Below are 22017 nucleotides of genomic sequence, written 5' to 3' on the forward strand. Positions count from 1 at the left end.
CACGAGCAGCAGCAGTACGAAGAGCGCGCGCACGTCAGTCCCCCTCCACCGAGCAGTCGTACGGCCGGGAGGCCTGCGGCGTGCAGCCCGCGGCCACCACGCGCCAGCCCTCCGGGAAGGCGGCCAGGAAGACGGTGTCATCGGTGAGCTTGACCTGGGCCCACTGCCCGTAGACGGAGGTCTCGACGACAGTGCCGGGCCGCGGCAGGTCCTTGCCCAGAATGGCCTCGGGGCACGGCTGGTCCTCGGCGACCGTCTTGACCGTGCCGGGGGCGAGGATGGCGCAGGCGGCGTCGCCGTCACCCGCGTCGACCGCGGTCAGCAGGCGTGTGGCCACACTCGCGGCCGCGTCCTCCCGGCTGCCCACCGTCGCGCAGCCGGCGGGCGCGAGCAGGGCCGCGCCCAGGATCAGCGTTATGGATCGACGATGCACGCGGCCAGCATGCCCCAAATCGCCGGCGGCTAAGCATGATCGAGCCGCGACGACCCCCGGTCGGGTAGCGCGGCCGCCCGCTCGCAGTCGCGCAGGGCGTGCTCGGCCCAGCCGACGCGCTGGGCGCTCAGCCCGGCCATGCGGGCCTGGTGGACCGCCTCGCGCAGCAGCCGCAGCGCCTCGGGCAGGTTGCCGGCGGCCAGCTCGGCCTCGCCCAGCGCCAGGGTGCCGGTCGCCACCCGGCGCGGATCGCCGTACCGCTCCCGCAGGACCTGGGACATGCGCAGGTGGCGCAGGCCCTGCTCGGTGTCGCCGGAGACGAAGACGTGGAAGAAGCCGATGTGGCGGTGGACCTCGGAGCGGACCATCTCGTCGGCGTAGCGCTCGGCCAGGGTCAGCGCCTCGGTGTAGAACGGCATCGCCGTGGCCCAGTCGCCGCGCAGCACCTGGTGGACCAGGCCGAGGCCGAAGAGCGACTCGGCCGCGCCGGCGGGATCGTCCACCTCGCGCTGGATCAGCAGGGCCTCGGCGAACAGCCGCTGCTCGGCGGCCCAGTCGGCGCGGGTGAGGTCGCCGGTGATCGCGGCGAAGTGCGCGAGCATGCCGAGCCGGGTGAGGGCGGTGGCCTCCTCGGCGCGCTTGCGCTCGGCGCGGGCCCGGTCGCGGGCGGCCTCGAGCATGTGGCGCGCGGGCAGGAAGTCGCCGGTCCGGAAGGCGGCCTCGAGCATGGCCTCGTTTCCGGCGGCGAGCAGCGCCCCGGCGGTGGGTTCGCTCCCCATGGGACGGTACGTTACCGCTCGGGAACGCTCTGTGGTTACCCGCTGTCTCGTACGACCAGAGTGGGCTGAAAAGTGACCGATCGCGGCAATCGTCCCGGCGTGGCGATGTGCGCGAGCAGCACCTCGGCCATCTCGGCGGCCATCTCCTCGACCGGCTGCCGCACGGTGGTGAGCAGCGGCCGGCAGTCGAGCGCCGCGCTGCTGTCGTCGAAGCCGACCACCGCCACGTCCTCGGGCACCCGGCGCCCCAGGTCCTGGATGGCGCGCAGCGCGCCCTCGGCCATCAGGTCGCTCGCCACGAAGAGCCCGTCGATGTCGGGGTGGTCCGCGAGGAGCCGCCGGGCCGCCGCCTCGCCGCCGGCCCGGGTGAAGTCGCCCTCGATGGACGGCACGTCCCTGCCGGACAGGAAGGCCCGGAAGCCCTCGAGCCGGTCGAGTCCCGAGGGGATGTCGAGCGGCCCGCTGATCGTGGCCAGCCTCGTGCGGCCCAGCGACAGCAGCCGGTCGGCGGCCAGCCGCGCGCCGAGCCGCTGGTCGACGTCGACGTAGCTGACCGCGATCGGCGACGTGGGCCGCGCCGAGACCACCGCCGGGATGCCGAGCTCGTGCACCTGGCGCGGCAGCGTGTCCTGCTCGTGGCTGCTGATCAGCAGGACGCCGTCGACGTGGCCCTGCCGCAGGTAGCGGATCACCTGGTGATGGTCGGTCGAGTCGGTCGGGATGACGACGAGGTGGATGTCGTGCGGGCGCAGCGCGCCGGTCGCGCCCGCGGTGACCCGGCCGAAGTACGGGTCGGTGAAGATGCGGTTGAGGAACGAGTGGTTGTCCGGCCGGTCCGGCTCGCTGATCACCAGCGCCACCGAGTTGGAGCGGCGGGTGACCAGGCTGCGGGCGGCGACGTTGGGCACGTAGCCGGTCTCGGCGATGGCCCGCTGCACCACTTCCCGGATCTTGGCGTCGACGCTGGTCGCACCGTTGATCACCCGGGACACCGTGGCCCGGGAGACGCCCGCCGCCTCGGCGACCTGATCCATTGTCGGATGGCGGGGCCGGGGTGTCATGCGGTTCGTTATAACACCCCGGCCCATCGTCACGGACGCCCGTCGGTGCCGCACTTGACGATGACGCGGATGCAGTCGTTGACCCGCCTGGCCAGCTCGTCCACCGGCCACGCGTTGAAGAAGTCACCGTGCATCGTGTAGCCCCGGCCGGAGGCGAGCCGGAAGTTCGCCGGGTTGCCGTTGACCGGGTAGCGCATCACCTGGCGCAGCTTCGGCACGACCACCGGGTGGCTGGCCGGGCAGGCGTTGTTCACCGGGTACGCCATGTGGCTCTTGTGATCCGGCGAGTCCAGGTTCACCCCGTCCCAGCAGTGCGGGAAGTCCAGGTAGGACTCCAGCATCGTGCCGGCCGGGCAGGTGACGAAGTCGGGCGAGGAGCCCACCTCACCGGCGTGCAGGCACGACCAGCGCGAGATGGTGTTGTCCGCCGGCCCGGTCGCCTTGGCGTTGCCGGCCACGATCCGCAACCCCAGCGGGAACGGCTGGGTCTGCGCGATCAGATCGTCCCGGACGCCCTCGCCCAGGTAGTAGAAGATGCCCGTGGTCGGCTCCACCGGGGTGTCGCCGTTGTAGAACGTCGGGATCCAGTACGACGACTTGTCGATCGACGGGTTGCAGTTGCTGTTCGCGTTGAGCAGGTCCTGCGTGGTCGTCGACGCGTTCGTCACCTCGCTGCCGAAGAAGCTGTGCATGTGCGAGGCGCCGGGCATGTTGGGGAAGATGATCGGGTCGTCCGGCAGCCGGTGGCTGAACGGGCAGTCGGCGAGGAACTCCGCCACCCGGACGGCGCCCGGCGGGATGGTCGGCGTGGTGGTGCCGCCACCGCTTCCGTACACCTGGAACTCGGTCAGGGAAACGCCCCACTGCGTGGCGCGGGCCGTCGTCTCCAGCCGCACGTACCGGCCGCTGCCGGTGACGGTCAGCGCCTGCCGGCCGCCCGTGCCGGCGCTCGTGCTGTACAGCGTGGTCCAGGTCGAGCCGTTAGCCGACGCCTTGACGCTGAAGGCGCGGGCGTACGCGGCCTCCCAGGTGAGCACGACCGAGGAGATCGTGGCGGTGGCGCCCAGGTCGACCTGCAGCCACTGGGGGTCGCTGAAGGCGCTGGACCACCGGGTGCCGAGATTGCCGTCGACCGCGTTGGACGCCGGGAAGGCGGCCGACTCGGTCGACGAGGCGGTGACCGGCTTGCCCTGCGAGATCACGGAGTCGGCGGCGCTCGCGCCGGCGGGAACGATCAGGAGAGAGACGGCCAGAAGGGCCGCGGCTGCCCACCTCATTGGTACACCCTCACGTAGTCGACGAGCATCCGGGACGGGAAGGGGGTGCCGGCGTCGATCGGGCCGGGGAAGTCGCCGCCGACGGCCAGGTTGAGGATCACGTAGAACGGGTGGTCGTAGATCCACGGCCCGCGCGTGTTCTCCACCGTCTCCTTGCTCGCGTAGAAGACCTGGTTGCCGTCGAGCAGGAAGCGCATGCCCTTGCTGTCCCACTCCACCGCCCAGACGTGGAAGTCCTGGGAGAGGTCGACGGTGGCGTACTTCTGGCCGTAGCCACCGGCACCGTTGTACGCCGGCGCGTGCAGCGTGGAGTAGGCCTCGCTGGTGTTGCGGCCGAGAACCTCCATGATGTCGATCTCGCCGTTGTACGGCCACGGGCGCCCGGTGAGGAAGTCGGCGCCCATCATCCAGAACGCCGGCCACAGCCCGTTGCCCTTAGGCACCTTGACCCGCGCCTCGACCCGGCCGTACTGCACGTGGAACTTGTTGCTCGTGTTCATCCGCGCCGACGTGTACTGCCGGCCCTGGTAGTCCTGCCGGCGCGCCTCGATCACGAGCTGGCCGGCGCCGTTCATCTGCGCGTTCTCGCTGTTCGGCGTGTAGTACTGGATCTCGCCGTTCTGCGGGACGCCCGGGTCGTAGGTCCACTTGGCCTGATCGGGCTTGGCGCCCGCCGCCCCGTTGAACTCGTCGGAGAAGACCAGCCGGGTCGCCGGGAAGGTGGGATCGGCGGGCCTGGCGGGCGGCGCCGTCGGGTTGCCGCCGGTGCCGTAGACGCTGAACTCCCAGAGCGAGTAGCCGTACGGGCCGCCGCGGGCGGTGCCGTAGAGCCGCACGTACCGCCCGGTGCCGGTGGCGTTGATGACGTCCTTGAGGCCGTCGCCGGTGGTGGTCGAGTAGAAGGAGGTCCAGTTCGCGTTGTCGTTGGAGACCTGGAGCTGATAGGCCCTGCCGTAGGCCGGGTCCCACTGGAGCACCACCTGGCTGATCTGCGCGGTGGCGCCGAGGTCGACCGAGATCCAGCCCGGGTCGACCCAGCCGGTGGTGGAGCTGGTGGCCCAGCGGCTCGCCGGGTCGTTGTCGAACGCCTTGTCCGGGCTGCACGGATTGCAGTTGACGTCGTTCTGCCAGCTGGAGGCCTGGGCGGGCTTGTTGTAGGAGAGCAGGCCGGTGGTGCCGGTGGGCGGCGGGGTGGTGGGGTCCGTGCCCCCGCCGCCGGAGAACACCTGGAACTCCCAGAACGAGTAGCCGTACGCCTCAAGCGCCCGCTGGGTCAGGTTGATGCGGACATAGCGGGCGGTTCCGCTGACGGTGATGCTCTGCTGGCCGCCGGCGCCGGTCGTGGTGGCGTACGCCTGGGTGTAGCTGCTGCCGTCGGCGGAGAACTGGACGGTGAAGGCCCTCGCGTAGGCGGCCTCCCAGTTGATGGCGATCCGCGAGACGCTGGTCGCCGACCCGAGGTCGACCTGCCACCACTGCGCGGCGGAGAACGCGCTGGCCCAGCGCGTGCCGGTGTTGCCGTCGACGGCCTCGGCGGCCTGATAGGCGCCGGCCGCCTCGGCGGACGACGCGGTCGCGGTCTTGCCCTGCGAGACCAGCACCTCGGCCGCGCGGGCCGGTTGCGTGGTGCCCACGAGATAGGCAGCGAACAGACCGACGAGCGCCGCCGCGAGGGCGGCGACCCGGGCCGGTCTCTCCAGGACTGGGGATGTCATGGGGCGACTCCTGGGATATGGGGGATGTGTCCGAGCGGTTTCCGGCTGGGGACCACCGTGTGAAAGCGCTCTTCGTGCCGCCACTCTGAACCGGCGTTTCAATGCCTGTCAATGCCGGGTAGCGGCTCGGGAAGCGCTTTCTGATCTTCACGCCCTCCATCGCCCCAGGTAAGCCCCACGATGACCCGGCGGTTCCGGAACTACAGCCCCTCGCCCAGGAGATCGGCCAGCCGCGCCCGTCCCTGCTCGGCCAGCAGCTCGGCCAGCCGCTCGGCGGCATCCGGATCGGCGGCCGCGCTCCGCTGATAGAAGCCGATGGCGAACCGGCGCTCCTCGTGCCGCTCGGCGCTCGCCTTCAGACGGGCCGTGTCGCCGGGATGGTGGTCGACGAGCGCCTGCCACAGCTCCGGGGGATAGGTGTGATCCCCGCGCGTCGCGTGGACATGCCGGCAGAGGTAGTCGGCGGCCTGGTACCCGAGGACGTCGCCCATCCCCACGGCGAGCGGGATCAGGCAGCTCGCCACGCCGTGCACCGGCTCGGTGGCGTACTCGACGCTGCGCCGCAACCAGTCCTCCGGGGCGACGGCGCGCTCCCGGCTGCTGAGGTAGCCCGGCGCGGCGGCGGCCAAGAAGCCGAGGCTGAGCGGCGCCTGCGCCCCCAGCAGGCGCGCGTCGAGCGCGGCCGTGATGACCGCCTTGCTGTACGGGTCGTCGGCCAGCTCCCACCGGCGGATCAGCGCGGGGCCGGCGGCCAGCACCTGCGTCACGCCGGTGTCGCTGGTGTCGACGGCGACCCACAGGCGCGGGTCGTCGTCGCTGAGCTCCTTGGCGCGCTGCCGCTCGGCAGGGGTGAAGGCGTCCGGGACGTCCACGACATGCCCCAGGCTGAGCATCGCGCTGTCGGTCGTGTACGGCCCGGGCCGGCGCTCCCGCGACGAGGGTGCGCGATGGTCGCCGGTCGCCAGCGTTCCCGCGACGACGAAGCCCGCGGCGATCGCCCGGCGCACGCGGACGGCCACCGCATGCTGGTCGGGATAGCGCTGGAGGTCGTCCAGCCACACCACGGTGCGGGGTGCGGGTGCGTCGAGCAACGGATCCAGGGCGGCCATCTCGGCGGGGTGCACGAGCCACCACTCCGGCAGCACCGCGCGCACCGCCTCGAACAAGGAACGCGTCTTGCCGGTCGCGGAATTGCCCACCAGGACCACGAGGCCGCCGCGTGCCGAGACCGCGTTCAGGTTGGCCCGCACGGCCTCGTCGATGTCGCGAGCCACATAGGCCGGCAGATCGTCGCCGTCGGCGTCGGCCTCGATCGACGCGTGGACGCCGAGCAGCCGCGCGCGGGCGTCGCGGACCCGCACCGCGCCGGCCGGCTTGTGCAGGTGCGCGGTGCTGACCCGTTCCCAGGCCGCCAGCCACGCTCGCTCCTCGTGGCCGCTCACGTCACAGGCACGCAGAAAAGCCACCATCGTGCGGCGGCTGGGCATGGTCTTGCCGAGCAGCAGGTCGCTGAGAGTGCTGGGCGCCAGAACGAAGCGCCGGTCGTCATCGCCGGGATCCGCGCCCCGGGACCGCGCCAGATCCCGATAGCTGCGTGCTCCCTTGAGATGCCGCAGCCCGTTGGCGAGCTCGGCCGGCGTGTGCACAGAGTCCGGCGTGGCCGGTTCCGCCGACGCGGACGGCGGCTCCTCGGAGATCTCGCCGACGCCCGCCGGCGCCTCCCTCGAGCGCGGCGTCCTGCCCGACGTCGAGGCGGCCGCGTTGCGCTTCGCGACCCACTCACCGGGCGAGCCGCCGCACGCCCGCGCGTAGGCCACGGTGAGCTCCTCGGACGGCAGGTGCCAGCCGTCGGCCGCTTCCGAGATGGCCGGCTTCGAGTAGGAGATCCGCTCGGCCAGCTCGCTGACGCTCAGTCCGGCGGCGACGCGCAGACCGGCCAGCCCCTCCGCGAACTCCGCGAACGGGCTGGCCGGGTCGATCTGCCTGCTCGGCCTGCCTCTTCCTCGAGGCATGATCGATCTGTCCGCTCAGACTGTCCGGAAGGAACGGGGATCCCGCGGCTGGGTGAGCCGGCGCGCCATGTCCACGTCACCGATCGCGGCGGCAACCACAAGAAGCGCGACGACAGCCGGGGACAGATCGTGGTAAAGGGCGATCACCAAGGACGCGATGATCACAATGACGAGGATGCGCACCGCCGGGGTGAGCACCGAGATGGAAAGGCGGCACGAAACCTCGATCGCGCCGATGGCGGCGGCGGCGAGCACCGCAACGGCGTGGCGTGGATTCGCGGTTCTGGCACGGCGGTGAGTCCGCGGATTCGTGGGCACGATGGTCCCTCTCTTGAGCGTCGGTCAGCCCGGACCACGCTTTCACGACCGGCTTGCGACGTTGGCCCGTCCCGATCTTGAGCTGCGTGGTTTCGCCCATGCTCTCCCGTTGAAGTACGGCTGCGCCAGGTTCGGCGTTCAAGAACGAACAACCGAAAAATGCCGGCACCTCCCGCCATGAATATTCGTTTGTTCGCCGCCGTGTCCGGAGGAAGGCCGGCATGCGCCGAACACCGAATGCGAAAACGGCATGCGAACAACCGAACAAAACGCCGCCGGCCGCCGGGACCAGCCCTTATCCTCTCCGGCGTCAGGCCGATCTTCCGGACTTGTTCGGTGGCGATGCCGAACCGGCCGCCGAACTGGTTAGCTGTTCGCACGCCGAACAGCAGTCCCCCGGGCCGCTGTCCGGCGGTTGCGGCGTCTGGCAGCCCGGACACGCATATCCCCCGTGTGGAGGGCCCCCGTTGGCCCGGCGGGCCTCTCCACACGGACCGCACCCGTTTTGCACCCTTCAACGGGCGCGTCGGCGGGCGGAAACCTTCAAGGGGTGCCTCTACGGCCCGATCACCGGATATGACCACCCGGCCCGGGTGGCCCGCCCGGATGACCGGAGAACAGATGGCAGCCAGCTCCGAAGCGCGCCGCTGGTATGCGGCGTGTGCGCTGATCGGCGCGCTCGTCGCCGTCTTCGCGGTGGTTCTCGGCGCCGGCCTCGGCGGTGACGGGGTCACGAAGGCCGTCTCCGACGTCGGGCTCTGCGCGGTCGCCGTGTGCGGCGCCGTGACCTGCCTGGCGCGGGCGCGCGCCCTGCGCGGCCGGGCGCGCGCCGGGTGGGCGCTCATCGGGCTCGGCCTGCTCAGCTGGGGCGCCGGCGACGGCGTCTGGAGCGTCCTGGAACTGGCCCGCGGCGAGGACCAGCCGTTCCCGTCGACCGGCGACATCGGCTACCTCGGCATGACGCTGCTGACGCCGATCGGCCTGCTGGTGCTGCCGAGCCGGGCGCAGGGCGCCGCCAACCGGTTCCGCAGCGTCATCGACGGGCTCATGATCGCCTGCTCGCTCGTCCTGATCGCCTGGATCTTCGGGATCTCGCCGCTGCTGGAGCAGGGCCGCGACAGCGGGCTCGCGCTCTACATCGGCCTCGCCTATCCGCTCGGCGACGTCGTGACCATCACGATCGTGCTCTACATGCTCGCCCAGCAGCGCCGCAACGGCCGCACCTTCGGCCAGCTCGCGCTCGTCGGCGCCGGCATCTCGGCGTTCGCGGTCTCGGACATCACGTACGGATATCTGAGCCTCACCGACCAGTACAGCTCCGGCGGACCCACTGACATCGGCTGGTTCGCCGGCTTCGCACTGATCCTGCTCGCCGCCGTCAAACCGCCGGCGCCCGTGCGCGACGGCGAGGCCGGCGACAACGGGCAGCCCGTCGGCATCCTGCTGCCGTACGTCGCCGTGCTCGCCGCCCTGCTCACCTCGGTCGTCTGGTATGCCAAGACCGGGCACAGCAACCTCTTCGTCGCCTACACCCGGTCCGCCCTGATTCTGCTGATCGTGGGACGCCAGCTGCTCACCATGCGCGAGAACCGCAACCTCACCCGCACGCTGGAGGCCCGGGTCGCCGACCGCACCGCCGAGCTCTTCGCGAGCGAGCAGCGGTTCCACGCGCTCGTGCAGCACAGCTCCGACGTCGTCACCGTGGTCAGCCCCGAGGCCGACGTGCTCTACCAGAGCGAGTCGGTGCAGCGGGTCTTCGGCTATCCGGCGCGCGTGTTCACCGGGCGCCGGCTCACCAAGATGCTCGACCCCGAGTCGGGCATCCGGCTCGCCCAGGCGCTGCGGCAGGTGGCCGGCCGGCCGTACGCCACGACCGTCCTGGAACTGGTGGTGCGCCACCACGACGGGCGCGAGCGGCAGGCCGAGATGACCATCACGAACCTGCTGAGCGACCCGAGCGTCGCCGGCCTGGTGCTCAACACCCGCGACATCAGCGAGCGCAAGGAGCTCCAGGACCAGCTCGTGCACGAGGCCTACCACGACGCCCTCACCCAGCTCGCCAACCGCGCGCTGTTCCGCGAGCGGGTGAGCGAGGCGCTGCGCGAGCGCGCCGACGGCGGCGAGGTGACGGTGCTCTTCCTCGACCTGGACGGGTTCAAGGAGGTCAACGACAGCCTCGGGCACCTCGCCGGCGACCAGCTGCTCGTGCAGGTCGCCGACCGGCTGCGGGCCTCGGTGCGGTCGGCCGACGTGGTGGCGCGGTTCGGCGGCGACGAGTTCGCGGTGCTGATCACGACCGCCCCGGGCGGCGTCCCCGGCGAGGCCGAGCAGGTCGCCCAGCGGATCATCGAGGCGCTCGACACGCCGTTCGGCAGCGAGAGCCGCGACATCCACGTGCAGGCCAGCATCGGCCTGGCCGCCGCCGGCATGCTCGCCGACGGCGAGGCGGACGGCGCCGAGCAGCTGATGCGCAACGCCGACCTCGCGATGTACAAGGCCAAGTCGGCCGGCGGCAGCGTCTACGCCATGTACGACCCGGAGATGCTCTCCGTCCTGGTGGCCCGCCTCGAGCTCGAGGCCGACCTGCGGCTCGCGCTGGAACGGCAGCAGCTGCGCCTGCACTACCAGCCGACGGTCGACCTGGCCACCGGCGAGGTGATCGGCTTCGAGGCGCTGGCCCGCTGGGCGCACCCGTCGCGCGGCCTGATCCCGCCGGCCGAGTTCATCCCGATCGCCGAGGCGACCGGCCTCATCGTGCCGCTCGGCCGGTGGGTGCTGCGCGAGGCGTGCCGCCAGGCCGTCACGTGGGCGCGCGACGGCGGCCGGCCGGTGAAGATGGCCGTCAACGTCTCGGTGCGCCAGTTCGACCGGGCCGATCTGGTCGACGTCGTCGCCGGCATCCTCGCCGAGACCGGCATGCCGGCCGACCGGCTCTGCCTCGAGATGACCGAGAGCGTGCTGATGACCGACACCGACGACAACCTCGAACAGCTCGTACGCCTGAAGGCGCTGGGCGTGACCCTGGCGATCGACGACTTCGGCACGGGCTACTCGTCGCTGGCCTACCTGCGCCGCTTCCCGGTGGACACGCTGAAGATCGACCGCTCGTTCGTGGAGCGCCTCGGCGCGCTGACCGACGACACCGCGCTGGCCGACACGATCGTGCAGCTCGGCAAGAGCCTCGGGATGGACACGGTGGCCGAGGGCATCGAGGAGTTCGGCCAGCTCGCCGCGCTGCGCGAGATGGGCTGCCACTTCGCGCAGGGCTACTACTTCTCGCGCCCGGTCCCCGCCGACGAGGCCGGCCGGCTCCTCACCGAGGGCGCGGAACCCACCCGTGCTCCTCGCTGACCGGCATCGCGGCACCCACCGCGCGGCCGGTCCCGGCGGCCTGCGGCGTGCCGGGCGGCTCCGCGAGCTGCTCGTCACCGGGGTGCTCGACTCGTTCGGCATGGCCCTGGGCTGGACGTTCATCGTGCTCATCGGCACGGCGCGGGGCGGGCTCGGCGAGGCCGCCCTCTACAACGCGGCCATGCTGGTGGGCACGGTGCTCTCCGCGCCGGCGGCCGGCTGGCTGTCCAGCCGGCTGAGCGGCCGGCGCCTGCTGCGCACGGCGGCCGCGGTCGAGCTGCCGATGCGCTTCCTGGTCCTCCTCGGGGTGATCTCCGGGCTGCCGTCGTGGCTGGTGGCGGTCCTCATCGTCGTCATGCACACGGCCGCCTGGGCCGGTTACGCCGGGCTGCGCGCCGAGGTGACCGCGGTGGACGCCTCGCCGCGCACCATGACCCGCTTCGTGATCTGCATCGTCGGCGTCGAGGCGGCCGGCACGGCCCTGGCCGCGCTGCTGCCCGTCGGCGCCGACGGCACCCCGACCGGCTGGCTCCGGCACGCCGTCTTCACCGTCTTCCTGGGCACGCTGCTGCCCGTCATGGTGATCGCCCGCCGGGCCCGGATCGCCCCCTCGGCGTCGGTCTTCGCCCCCTCACCGGCCCGGGGACGGCACGCCCGGCCCGGATGGCGCCTGCCGATGCCGGGGCTCATGCTCGCCGGCGGCGGCGTCATGCTGGTGGCCGCCGGGCCGTCGCTGCTCGCGGTGCCGGTGACGGAGGAGTTGTACGGCAGCGGCTGGGTCGCCGGCGCGGCGCTCGCCTTCTGCGCGGGCACGCTGCTCGCCGACAAGGCGATCGGCTGGATGGAGAAGCTGGCCCTGCCGGCCGTGCTGCGCTGGGCGCTGTGGGGCCTCGGCATGCTCGCGGGCTGGATCCTGGCGCCCCTGTACGCGCCGTTCGTGCTGCTCGCCCAGTTCAGCGCCGGCCTGGCGACGACCGCGTTCGAGGGCGACATGGACGCGAAGGTCGCCGCCGAGGCCACCCCCGGCACGCTCACCCGCGACCTGGCCTACAGCGCCTCGGTCCGCGCGCTGGGCGGCGCGATCGCCGTGCGGGCCCTGCCCATGATGATCGCCGCACCCGCCATCGGCCTCGCCGCGAGCACGAGCGCCCTGGCCCTCGGGGCGATGTCCCTGATCGCCTGGGCCGGCCTGACGACGATGCCGCACCTGTTCCGCCGGGCCACGGCACCTAGCCGGCCGTGATCCGGGCGACGCAGTAGGCATTGCTCACGTAGACCTGGGACCGGCCGCTGGGGTCGAGCGTGAGAACGTCGCCGCCCGGGGCCATGGAGCCGAAGTCGAGCTGACCGCCGTCGGCCGCGTCGTGCAGGGTGAACTCGCAGTTGCTGTTGCCCCTGAAGTCGATCACCCGGATGGCGACCTGGGACGGCGCGGCGAAGGCATCGGTGTCGCCGTAGACGGTCTGCACGAACGGCAGGGCGACGCTGCCGGCGCCGGACTCCAGGGTGACCAGGCAGCCCGGGTCGTTCACCGACCAGTTGAAGGTGCCGTCGCGCCGTATCTGGTACGACACGGAGCCGTAGACGCCCGTCGGCAGCGGGATCGGCTGGCCCGTGTCGTTGTGCGTCATGCTGACCGTGCAGCCGACGTCGTTGCCCTGGATGTTGTCGCGGATCCCGAGCCGCCACGGCGACCGCGCCTCGAAGTTGTCGGCGGGCAGCGGGCCGTCCTTGGCCGCCGTCGCGCCCGGATCGTCCGCGCCGTCGAGCAGCACGGCGGCGACGGCACCGGCGGCCAGCACGACCGTGACCGCGGCCGCGGCGGCCCAGAGCCGGCCGTGCCGCTTCGGCGCGGGTTTCTCCGGCGGCGGCAGGGGAGGCCGGGTCTCGCCGGTGGGGCGGTTGCTGCGGGCCACGTACAACTCGCCCTGCATCTCGATGTCGCGGCTCGGGGTCTGGTACGGGTTGCGCTCGCGGACCCGGTCGAAGACGTAGTCGTAGAGCTCGTTCAGCGAGATCCAGCCGTCCTGGTCGCGGTCGGCGTCCCCGGTCTCCAGGCCCTCGACGAGCGCGGAGGTGAAGACCGACGGGTGGCTCTTGTCGTCGGCGAGGCGGTCGCCCTCGAAGGCGTACTCCATGGCGCTGGAGGCCGTGATGACCGCCCGGCCGCGGCTGCCGCCCGGGAAGTTGTCGAGGACGTCGACGTCGCCGGCCGCGCGCACCCGCACACCGCGGCTGAACGCGCCGCCGTAGCAGCAGTCGAGCAGCAGCACGATGCCGCGGGACCGGCTCGCCCGCATGCAGCGCTGCACGAAGTCGGCCGACACCGCGGTGGAGCCCAGCCTGTTCGGCCGGGTGTTGCGGGTCGCGAAGAACAGCTCGCCCGACTCGCCCTTGAGCCCGTGGCACGAGAAGTGCAGCAGCAGCACGTCGTCGGGCCGGCTGTCGGCGAACAGGTCCTCGATCTGCTCCTGGATGACGTACGCCGGCTCGTTGCTCACCACCCGCACGTCGAAGTCGCCGATGCTCGGGTCGCCGAGCACGCGCGCCAGCGCCTCCGCGTCCGCGGCCGGGGCGAGCAGCCGGCGGAGACCCTCGTGCTCGTACGTGTCGTTCGCGACGATCAGCGCCCGGCGTGTCATGTCCCGTGCTTCCTCACGAACAGGTCGATGAGCCGCTGCTGCTCCGCCTCGGTGACCTCGGAGAGCTCCAGCACGTCGCCGCCGAGCTCGAGCCGCACGGTGCGGCGGGTGCCGTCGCCCCGGCCCAGCCAGCCGCGCACCACGGTGACGACCTCGCGCAGGCCGGTCGCCGAGTTGCCGAGCATGACCAGCAGCGCGCCGACCGCGCCCACGTCCATCGCGCGGGCACCGGCCGGGGGCGCCTGGTCGGCCCTCAGCGGCGCCACGTCGTCCACGTCGAGCTGCCGGAGCTGATCGCGCACCTGCCCGGTGAGCAGGTCGAGGCGTTCCGCGTCCGCGCCGTCCTCGCCCAGGTAGAGCCGCAAGTCCTCCGCCACGAGCCACCTCCGTGTGAGACGTCACCCCCCAAGATGCACCCTCGGTGAGCGGGTGGGAACCGTCCGAAAGTCGACCCCCGACCGGCGTATCCCCGGGGCCGCTACGGCACACTCGTCAAGTGCGGAAGATCTGTCTCATCGGGATCGGCGCGGGCGACCCCGACCACCTGACCCTGCAAGCGGCCAAGGCCATCGGGCGTACGGACGTGTTCTTCGTCCTCGACAAGGGCGAGGCGAAGCAGAGCCTGGTCGACCTGCGCGAACGGATCATCCGCGGCTACTCGAAGCCCAGCCGCAAGATCGTCGAGGGCCGCGACCCCGACCGCGACCGCACGCCCAGCGACTACGAGGGCACGATCGCCGACTGGCGCAGCCGCCGCGCGCTCGTCGTCGAGGAGCTGATCCTCGAGCACCTGGGCGAGGACCAGCAGGGCTCGCTGCTCGTGTGGGGCGACCCCGGCCTGTACGACTCGTCGATCGCCATCGTCGAGGAGGTGCTGGCCCGCGGCAACGTCACCTTCGAGTACGAGGTGATCCCCGGCATCAGCAGCGTCTCGGCGCTCGCCGCGAAGCACCGGGTGCCGCTCAACCGGGTGGGCCGCCCGTTCCAGGTGACCACCGGCCGCCGCCTGGCCGAGGGCTGGCCGGAGGGCATCGACGACGTGGTCGTGATGCTCGACGCGCAGCAGGCGTTCACCGCACACCCGGACGCCCTGATCTACTGGGGTGCCTATGTGAGCACGCCCGACGAGATCCTGCGATCCGGCCGGGTCGCGGACGTCGCCGACGAGATCGTGAAGACCCGTCAGGAGGCCCGCGACCGGCACGGCTGGATCATGGACACCTACATCCTCAAGAAGGACTAGGCGTCCTCGAGGTCGCCCTCGGTCTCGAGGTAGAGCCGCTGGAGGGCGCTCAGGGTCTCGGGCTCCGGCGCCTCCCAGAGCTTGCGCTCGGCCGCCTCCAGCAGGCGCTCGGTGATGCCGTGCAGGGCCCACGGGTTCGACTGCTGGAAGAACTTCTGGTTCTCCGGGTCGAGCACGTACGCGGCGGCGAGCTGCTCGTACATCCAGTCGGTGACCACGCCGGCCGTGGCGTCGTACCCGAAGAGGTAGTCGACCGTGGCGGCCAGCTCGAACGCGCCCTTGTAGCCGTGCCGGCGCATGGCGGCGATCCAGCGCGGGTTCACCACGCGGGCCCGGAAGATCCGCGCCGTCTCCTCGGTGAGGCTGCGGGTGCGGGTGGCGTCCGGGTTGGTCGAGTCGCCCACGTACGCGGCGGGCGCCTTGCCGGTGAGCGCCCGCACCGTGGCGATCATGCCGCCGTGGTACTGGAAGTAGTCGTCCGAGTCGGCGATGTCGTGCTCGCGGGTGTCGATGTTCTTCGCCGCGATGTCGATGCGCTTGTAGGCGTTCTCCATGTCGGCGCGCGCCTCCACGCCGTCGAGGTCACGGCCGTAGGCGAAGCCGCCCCACACCGCGTACACCTCGGCCAGGTCCTTGTCGTCGCGCCAGTTGCGGCTGTCGATCAAGGGCAGGATCCCGGCGCCGTACGCACCCGGCCGCGACCCGAAGATGCGGGTGGTGGCCCGCCGCCAGTCCCCGTGCCGCTCCCGGTCGGCGAGCGCGTGCTCGCGCACGAAGTTGTCCGGCTCGTCCAGCGCGGCGATCATCGTGAACGCGTCGTCGAGCATCGCCACGACGTGCGGGAAGGCGTCCCGGAAGAACCCGGAGATGCGCACTGTCACGTCGATGCGGGGACGGCCGAGCTCCTCCCGCCCGATCGGCTCGAGCCCGGTCACCCGGCGCGAGGCGGCGTCCCAGACAGGCCGGCAGCCGATCAGCGCGAGGATCTCGGCGATGTCGTCACCGGCCGTGCGCATGGCGCTGGTGCCCCACGCGGAGAGTCCCACCGACCGCGGCCACTCGCCGTAGTCGGCCCGGTAGCGCTGGAGCAGTGACTCGGCCATCGCCTGGCCGGTCTCCCAGGCCAGCGCGCTCGGGATCGCCTTGGGGTCGACGGAGTAGAAGTTGCGCCCGGTCGGCAGCACGTTGACGAGCCCGCGCAGCGGTGACCCGCTGGGGCCCGCGGGCACGTAGCCGCCGTCGAGCGCGTGCAGCAGATTGGTCAGCTCGTCACTGGTCCGATCGAGCCGCGGCACAATCTCGGTGGCCGCGAACGCCAGCACGTCGCGAACGGCGTCCGCGCCGGCCGGCTCGAACCCGGCGACGATCGCGGCGATGGCGGCCGGGGCGGTGGGCCAGGCGGCCTCCTCCATGGCGGTGACCAGGGCCCGGGCCACGGTCTCCACGCGGTCGGTCTCGGCCGTGGAGGCGCCGTCGCGCAGGCCGAGGGCCTCGCGCAGGCCCGGCAGGGCGGCGACCTGGCCGGCCCACATCTGGCGGGCACGCAGCATGGCCAGCACCAGGTTGACGCGGGCTTCGCCGGCCGGGGCGGCGCCCAGCACGTGCAGGCCGTCGCGGATCTGGGCGTCCTTGACCTCGCAGAGCCAGCCGTCGATGTGCAGGATGAAGTCGTCGAACTCCTCGTCGCCCGGGCGGTGCTGCTGGCCCAGGTCGTGGTCCATGCGGGCGGCCTGGATCAGGGTCCAGATCTGCGCCCGGATGGCGGGCAGCTTGGCCGGGTCGAGCGTGGCGATGGTGGCGTGCTCGTCGAGCAGCTGCTCCAGGCGCGCGATGTCGCCGTACGACTCCGCCCTGGCCATCGGCGGGATCAGGTGGTCGACCAGGGTCGCGTGCGCCCGCCTCTTGGCCTGGGTGCCCTCGCCGGGGTCGTTCACCAGGAACGGGTAGATCAGCGGCAGGTCGCCGAGGGCCGCGTCGGTGCCGTCCGAGGCGGACATGCCGACGTTCTTGCCGGGCAGCCATTCGAGGTTGCCGTGCTTGCCGACGTGGACCACCGCGTGCGCGCCGAAGTCGTCGGCGAGCCAGCGGTACGCGGCCAGGTAGTGGTGCGACGGCGGCAGGTCGGGGTCGTGGTAGATGGCGACCGGGTTGGCGCCGAACCCGCGCGGCGGCTGCACCATCACCACCACGTTGTCGTCGCGCAGCGCGGCCAGCACGATGTCGCCGTCGTCCACGTAGAGCTCGCCGGGCGGCGGGCCCCAGTGCTGCTCCACCGAGGCGCGCAGGCCGGGCGGGAGGGTCGCGAACCACGACGCGTACGCGGACCCGGAGATCCGTACGCGGTTGTCCGCCATCTGCTCCTCGGTCAGCCAGTCGGGGTCCTGTCCCCCGGCCGCGATCAGCGCGTGGATCAGCCCGTCGCCGTCGTACTGCCCGAACTGGCCGATCCGGTAGCCCGCCGCGCGCATCGCGGCCAGCAGGGCGACCGTCGAGGCCGGCGTGTCGAGGCCGACCGCGTTGCCGATGCGGGAGTGCTTGGTCGGGTAGGCCGACAGCATGAGCACGATGCGCCGCTCGGCCGGCGGCACGTGCCGCAGCCGGGCGTGCGCCACCGCGATGCCCGCCACGCGCGAGGCACGCTCCGGATCGGCCACGTAGACCGACAGCCCGTCCGGGTCGATCTCCTTGAACGAGAACGGGACCGTGATGATCCGCCCGTCGAACTCGGGGATCGCCACCTGGGTCGCCGCGTCCAGCGGGGTCAGGCCGTCGTCGCTGGCCTCCCACGCGGCCCGGCTGCTGGTGAGGCAGAGTCCCTGGAGGATCGGCACGTCGAGGTCGGCGAGGACCCCCACGTCCCACGCCTCGTCGTCGCCGCCCGCGCCCACGGTGGCCGGCTTGGTGCCGCCCGCGGCCAGCACGGTCACCACCAGCGCGTCCGCCTTGCGCAGCTCGGCGAGGAGCTCCTCCGGAGCCGTGCGCAGCGAGGACGTGAACAGGGGCAGCGGCCGCCCGCCCTTGGCCTCGACCGCGCGGCACAGCGCCTCGACGAACGCCGTGTTGCCGGCCATGTGGTGGGCCCGGTAGTAGAGCACCGCCACGACCGGCCCGGTGGCCGTCGTCTCGTATGGCAGCGGGCCCCAGTCGGGAGCCGCCTGCGCGGGCGCGAAACCGTTGCCGGTCAGCAGCACGGTGTCGGAGAGGAAGTCGTGCACCGCGGCCAGGTTGGCCGGGCCGCCCTGGGCGAGGTAGGTGTGCGCCTCGGCGGCGACACCGGCCGGGACGGTCGAGAGCTTCATCAGCTCGGCGTCGGGCGCCTGCTCGCCGCCGAGCACCACCACCGGCACCGGCCCGGCGAGCAGGGCGTCGAGCCCCTCCTCCCAGGCGCGGCGGCCGCCGAGGATGCGGACCACCACCAGCGAGACCCCGTCGAGCAGGGCGGGCAGATCGCTCACCCCGGTGCGTGCCGGGTTGGCCAGGCGCCACGCCGAGCCGCTGGCCCGGGCGCTGAGCAGATCGGTGTCGGAGGTCGACAGCAGCAGGAACAACGCGCACTCCCCTCGGGGTCCGCGCCCCGGGTCGATGGGATTCCACGGCGACCGGAGTTCCTGGCTCCCGGGCCCGGTGAGGCCCGGTGACAGTGGCGGGACCGCGCCGGATTCGCACCGGCTTCCTCCGCGGCGTCGCCGCTCGTGACCTCCCAGCCTTCCGGGCGCCCCGGCTCGCCGTCAAGGCGGGGTCCCGGGTGTGACGATCCCGACCCGAAGATGCGGACCTGTCGGTGGGCGAACGTAGTATCCGGGCCGTGCCTCCCTCCGCCCGCCAGTCCGACACCGACGCCTGCCCCGGCGCGCTGCGTCTGCACCACGCCGCCGACGGCCCGCTGGCCCGTGTCCGGCTGCCCGGCGGCATGATCACCGGTGGGCAGCTGGCGACCCTCGGCGAGATCGGCCCGATCGAGCTGACGTCACGGGCGAACGTCCAGCTCAGGGGCCTCGTCGACACGGCACCGGCGGACCTCGCGGCCCGGCTCTCCGCCGCCGGCCTGCTGCCGTCACAGACCCACGAGACGGTGCGCAACATCGCGGCCCCGCCGTTGGCCGGCGCGACGGTCCGCGACCTGGTGGCCGCCCTCGACCGCGGCCTGTGCGCCGACCCGGCGCTGGCCGCGCTGCCCGGCCGCTTCCTCTTCGCGATCGGCGACGTCCCCCTGACCGCCGACGTGGCCGCCGTTCCCACCACGCCCGCCGCCACGCCGACACCGGCAGCCGCGCCGACACCGGCCGCCACGCCGACGCCCGCCGCCACGCCGACACGGGCCGCCACGCCGACGCCCGCCGCCACGCCGACGCCCGCCGTGTTCGCGATCCTGCTCGCCGGCCACGACGCGGGCCTGCGCGTTTCCGCCGAGGCGGTGGTCGAGACGATGCTGGCGGCGGCCCGCGCGTTCCTCGGCGAGCGCCCCGGCGTCACCTCCTGGCGCCTGCACGAGATGCCCGGCGGCCCCGCCCGCGTGGCCCGCCGGCTCGGCGCGCCCGAGAGCCCCCGGCCCGTGCGGAGCCAGCCCGCGGCCACCCCGCTCGGCGTGCTCCGGCAACCGGACGGCCTCGTCGCGGTCAGCGCGCTGGTGCCGCTCGGCATGCTCGGCGGCGAGGCGTTGCGCCTGCTCACCGAGGCGCGCCGGCTGGTCGTCACGCCCGAGCGCGGCGTCGTCGTGCCCGACCTGACCCCGGAGGCCGCCCGGCGCTGGCAGCGACGGCTCGACGAGGCCGGGCTGCCCACCGCCGCCGGCTCCCGCTGGACCGGCGTCACCGCCTGCGCCGGCCGCCCCGGCTGCGCCAAGTCCCTCGCCGACGTGCGCGCCGACGCCGACGCCGCCACCGAGCATGCCGAGGGCCTGCCGGTGCACTGGATCGGCTGCGCCCGCGGCTGCGGCAGCCCGAACGGCCCGCACGTGCGAGTGGAGGCCACCCCGGACGGCTATGTCGTGACCCGGCAACCGTCCGGCGAGACGTTCGACGCGATCGCGTCGGCGAGGAGGATCTGATGGAGTACGAGCGCGACGGCGCGGAGATCTACCGGCGCTCGTTCGCCACGATCCGTGCGGAGGCCGACCTGTCCGGCTTCCCCGCCGACGTGGCGCGGGTCGCGGTCCGGATGATCCACGCGTGCGGCATGGTCGATCTGGTGCGCGACATCGCGTACAGCCCGCGGGTCGCCACCGTCGCCCGCAAGGCCCTGCTCGACGGCGCCCCGATCCTCTGCGACGCCGAGATGGTCGCCTCCGGCGTCACCCGCAAGCGCCTGCCGGCCGGCAACGAGGTGATCTGCACCCTGCGCGACCCTGCCGTGCCGGCTCTCGCCGAGCGGCTGGGCACCACGCGCAGCGCCGCCGCGCTCGAGCTGTGGCTCGACCGGCTGGAGGGCTCGGTGGTGGCGATCGGCAACGCGCCGACAGCGCTGTTCCGGCTGCTCGAGATGATCGCCGACGGCGCTCCCCGGCCCGCCGCCGTGCTGGGCATCCCGGTCGGCTTCATCGGCGCCGCGGAGTCCAAGGACGCGCTGGCCGGTTCGGACCTGGAGTTTCTGATCGTGCGGGGGCGGCGTGGCGGCAGCGCGATGACGGCCGCCGCGATCAACGCGCTCGCATCGGAGGCTGAGTGATCATGGCGGGACGGCTGTACGGGGTCGGTGTGGGGCCCGGCGACCCGGAGCTCATCACGGTGAAGGCCGCGCGCCTGATCGCCGAGGCGGACGTGGTCGCCTACCACGCCGCCCGGCACGGCCGCAGCAACGCGCGCGCGATCGCCGCGGGCCTGCTGCGCGAGGGGCAGATCGAGGAGCCGCTGATCTACCCGGTCACCACGGAGGACACCGATCATCCGGGCGGCTACCAGGGTGCCATCGACGAGTTCTACACCGAGGCCGCCGCGCGTCTCGCCGCCCACCTCGACGAGGGCCGCACGGTCGTCGTGCTGGCCGAGGGCGACCCGTTCTTCTACGGCTCCTACATGCACATGCACAAGCGCCTGGCGCACCGGTACGAGACCGAGGTGGTGCCGGGCGTGACGTCGGTCAGCGCCGCGTCGGCGGTGCTCGGCCGCCCGCTGATGGAGCGGGACGAGACGCTGACCGTGCTGCCCGGCACGCTGCCCCCGGCCGAGCTGGCCGCGCGGCTGTCCGGCACCGAGTCGGCGGCCGTGATGAAGCTGGGCCGCACCTTCGACGGTGTCCGCGAGGCCCTGGAGAGGGCCGGCCGGCTGGACGACGCCTGGTATGTGGAGCGCGCCACCACCGATCGCGAGCGCGTCGCCCCGCTGGCCGGCGTCGACCCCGGCACCGTGCCCTACTTCTCGCTGGCCCTGCTGCCCAGCCCGGCCGCCACCGCCTTCGTGGACGGGCCCAAGCAGCACAGCGGCGCCGTCACGGTCGTCGGGCTCGGCCCCGGCGATCCGCGCTGGCTCACCCCCGAGGCCCGGGCCGCGCTCGCCGATGCCGACGACCTGATCGGCTATCTGCCCTATCTCGAACGGGTCGCCGCCGGCCCGCACCAGCGCCTGCACCCGTCCGACAACCGGGTCGAGGCGGAACGGGCCGCGTTCGCCCTCGACCTGGCGAAGCGGGGCCGCCGGGTCACCGTGGTCTCCTCGGGCGACCCGGGCGTGTTCGCCATGGCCGCCGCGGTGCTGGAGGTGAGCGAGGACCCGCAGTGGAAGGACGTCCCGGTGCGGATCGTCCCGGGGCTCACCGCCGCGCAGGCCGTCGCGAGCCGGGTGGGCGCCCCGCTCGGGCACGACTTCTGCGTGGTCTCGCTCTCGGACCGGCTCAAGCCCTGGTCGGTGATCGAGGGCCGGCTGGCCGGCGCGGCCGCCGCCGACCTGGTCATCGCGATCTACAACCCGGCCTCGAAGACCCGGCGGGAGCAGTTGGTGCGCGCGCGGGAGCTGCTGCTCGAGCACCGGGACGCCGGCACCCCGGTGGTCGTGGGCCGCGATGTCGGCGGGCCGGCCGAGTCGGTGCGGGTGACCACGCTTGGCGAGCTGGACCCGGCGACGATCGACATGCGCTGCCTGCTGATCGTCGGGTCGTCGCAGACCCGGGCGGTGTCCCGGGGTGACGGCGAGACGGTCGTCTACACCCCGCGTCACTACCCTGTCTGACTCTCTCGTCCCCACGGCAATCGCGG

16 protein-coding genes and 1 riboswitch are annotated in these 22017 nt (G+C 72.9%); of the genes, 6 read left to right on the forward strand and 10 right to left on the reverse strand.

Translation table 11 applies throughout. The features are described 5' to 3' along the window. Positions 1–34 precede the first annotated feature (34 nt). From Ade02nite_RS01510 to Ade02nite_RS01545, 7 genes are all read right to left on the reverse strand, one after another. Positions 35–433, reverse strand: coding sequence for a hypothetical protein (locus tag Ade02nite_RS01510; protein WP_203759641.1), 399 nt, complete (start codon positions 431–433; stop codon positions 35–37). Positions 434–462: 29 nt separating this feature from the next. Then, positions 463–1212: a tetratricopeptide repeat protein gene (locus Ade02nite_RS01515; protein ID WP_203759642.1), complete on the reverse strand. Its 750-nt coding sequence runs from the start codon at positions 1210–1212 to the stop codon at positions 463–465. A 35-nt stretch (positions 1213–1247) separates the two neighbouring features. Beyond that, a complete protein-coding gene (locus Ade02nite_RS01520) occupies positions 1248–2246 on the reverse strand; it encodes a LacI family DNA-binding transcriptional regulator (protein WP_203759643.1) in 999 nt (332 codons plus the stop codon). A gap of 56 nt (positions 2247–2302) precedes the next feature. Further along, positions 2303–3550 carry a DUF1996 domain-containing protein gene (locus Ade02nite_RS50575; protein ID WP_307871189.1) on the reverse strand — a complete coding sequence of 416 codons (1248 nt, stop codon included), beginning with the start codon at positions 3548–3550 and terminating at the stop codon, positions 2303–2305. Then, positions 3547–5265 (reverse strand): galactose-binding domain-containing protein, encoded by a 1719-nt coding sequence (locus Ade02nite_RS01535; protein ID WP_203759644.1) that lies wholly within the window; start codon positions 5263–5265, stop codon positions 3547–3549. The genes Ade02nite_RS50575 and Ade02nite_RS01535 overlap by 4 nt, the downstream gene beginning before the upstream one ends. A 200-nt stretch (positions 5266–5465) precedes the next feature. After that, positions 5466–7277 (reverse strand): helix-turn-helix domain-containing protein, encoded by a 1812-nt coding sequence (locus Ade02nite_RS01540; protein ID WP_203759645.1) that lies wholly within the window; start codon positions 7275–7277, stop codon positions 5466–5468. Positions 7278–7292: 15 nt separating this feature from the next. Beyond that, positions 7293–7532 carry a hypothetical protein gene (locus Ade02nite_RS01545; RefSeq protein ID WP_203759646.1) on the reverse strand — a complete coding sequence of 80 codons (240 nt, stop codon included), beginning with the start codon at positions 7530–7532 and terminating at the stop codon, positions 7293–7295. 684 nt (positions 7533–8216) lie between these two features. Between Ade02nite_RS01545 and Ade02nite_RS01550 the strand changes: the two genes are divergently transcribed. Together Ade02nite_RS01550 and Ade02nite_RS01555 are read left to right on the forward strand one after the other, a co-directional pair. Continuing rightward, entirely contained in the window at positions 8217–10946 is a 2730-nt protein-coding gene (locus Ade02nite_RS01550) for a putative bifunctional diguanylate cyclase/phosphodiesterase (RefSeq protein WP_203759647.1), read from the forward strand. Next, the gene (locus tag Ade02nite_RS01555) at positions 10933–12189 is read left to right on the forward strand and encodes a hypothetical protein (protein WP_239168435.1); all 1257 of its coding nucleotides are present in this window, start codon (positions 10933–10935) and stop codon (positions 12187–12189) included. Before Ade02nite_RS01550 ends, Ade02nite_RS01555 begins: the two co-directional genes overlap by 14 nt. Here the strand turns inward: Ade02nite_RS01555 and Ade02nite_RS01560 are convergent. Further along, positions 12176–13588 (reverse strand): caspase family protein, encoded by a 1413-nt coding sequence (locus Ade02nite_RS01560; protein WP_203759648.1) that lies wholly within the window; start codon positions 13586–13588, stop codon positions 12176–12178. The two genes, Ade02nite_RS01555 and Ade02nite_RS01560, sit on opposite strands and share 14 nt — an antisense overlap. Next, positions 13585–13965 (reverse strand): hypothetical protein, encoded by a 381-nt coding sequence (locus Ade02nite_RS01565; RefSeq protein ID WP_203759649.1) that lies wholly within the window; start codon positions 13963–13965, stop codon positions 13585–13587. The genes Ade02nite_RS01560 and Ade02nite_RS01565 overlap by 4 nt, the downstream gene beginning before the upstream one ends. Positions 13966–14084: 119 nt before the next feature. On the opposite strand from Ade02nite_RS01565, the gene cobF reads away from it, so the two are divergent. Beyond that, entirely contained in the window at positions 14085–14831 is a 747-nt protein-coding gene (gene cobF, locus Ade02nite_RS01570; RefSeq protein WP_203759650.1) for a precorrin-6A synthase (deacetylating), read from the forward strand. Here cobF and cobN read toward each other — a convergent pair. Next, entirely contained in the window at positions 14828–18379 is a 3552-nt protein-coding gene (gene cobN / locus Ade02nite_RS01575; RefSeq protein ID WP_203759651.1) for a cobaltochelatase subunit CobN, read from the reverse strand. The genes cobF and cobN overlap by 4 nt on opposite strands. 54 nt (positions 18380–18433) lie before the next feature. Further along, positions 18434–18507, reverse strand: a riboswitch (cobalamin riboswitch). A 129-nt stretch (positions 18508–18636) separates the two neighbouring features. Here cobN and Ade02nite_RS01580 point away from each other — a divergent pair. Genes Ade02nite_RS01580 through Ade02nite_RS01590 form a run of 3 tightly spaced genes read left to right on the forward strand, consistent with a single transcriptional unit; the run spans position 18637 to position 21991 of the window. Next, positions 18637–19878 (forward strand): 4Fe-4S domain-containing protein, encoded by a 1242-nt coding sequence (locus Ade02nite_RS01580; protein ID WP_239168436.1) that lies wholly within the window; start codon positions 18637–18639, stop codon positions 19876–19878. Then, positions 19878–20495, forward strand: coding sequence for a precorrin-8X methylmutase (locus Ade02nite_RS01585; protein ID WP_239168437.1), 618 nt, complete (start codon positions 19878–19880; stop codon positions 20493–20495). Before Ade02nite_RS01580 ends, Ade02nite_RS01585 begins: the two co-directional genes overlap by 1 nt. A 2-nt stretch (positions 20496–20497) precedes the next feature. Further along, complete coding sequence (locus Ade02nite_RS01590) at positions 20498–21991, forward strand: precorrin-2 C(20)-methyltransferase (protein WP_203759652.1); 1494 nt, start codon at positions 20498–20500, stop codon at positions 21989–21991. The last annotated feature ends 26 nt before the right edge of the window (positions 21992–22017 follow it).

Source organism: Paractinoplanes deccanensis (assembly GCF_016862115.1).
Classification (GTDB): domain Bacteria; phylum Actinomycetota; class Actinomycetes; order Mycobacteriales; family Micromonosporaceae; genus Actinoplanes; species Actinoplanes deccanensis.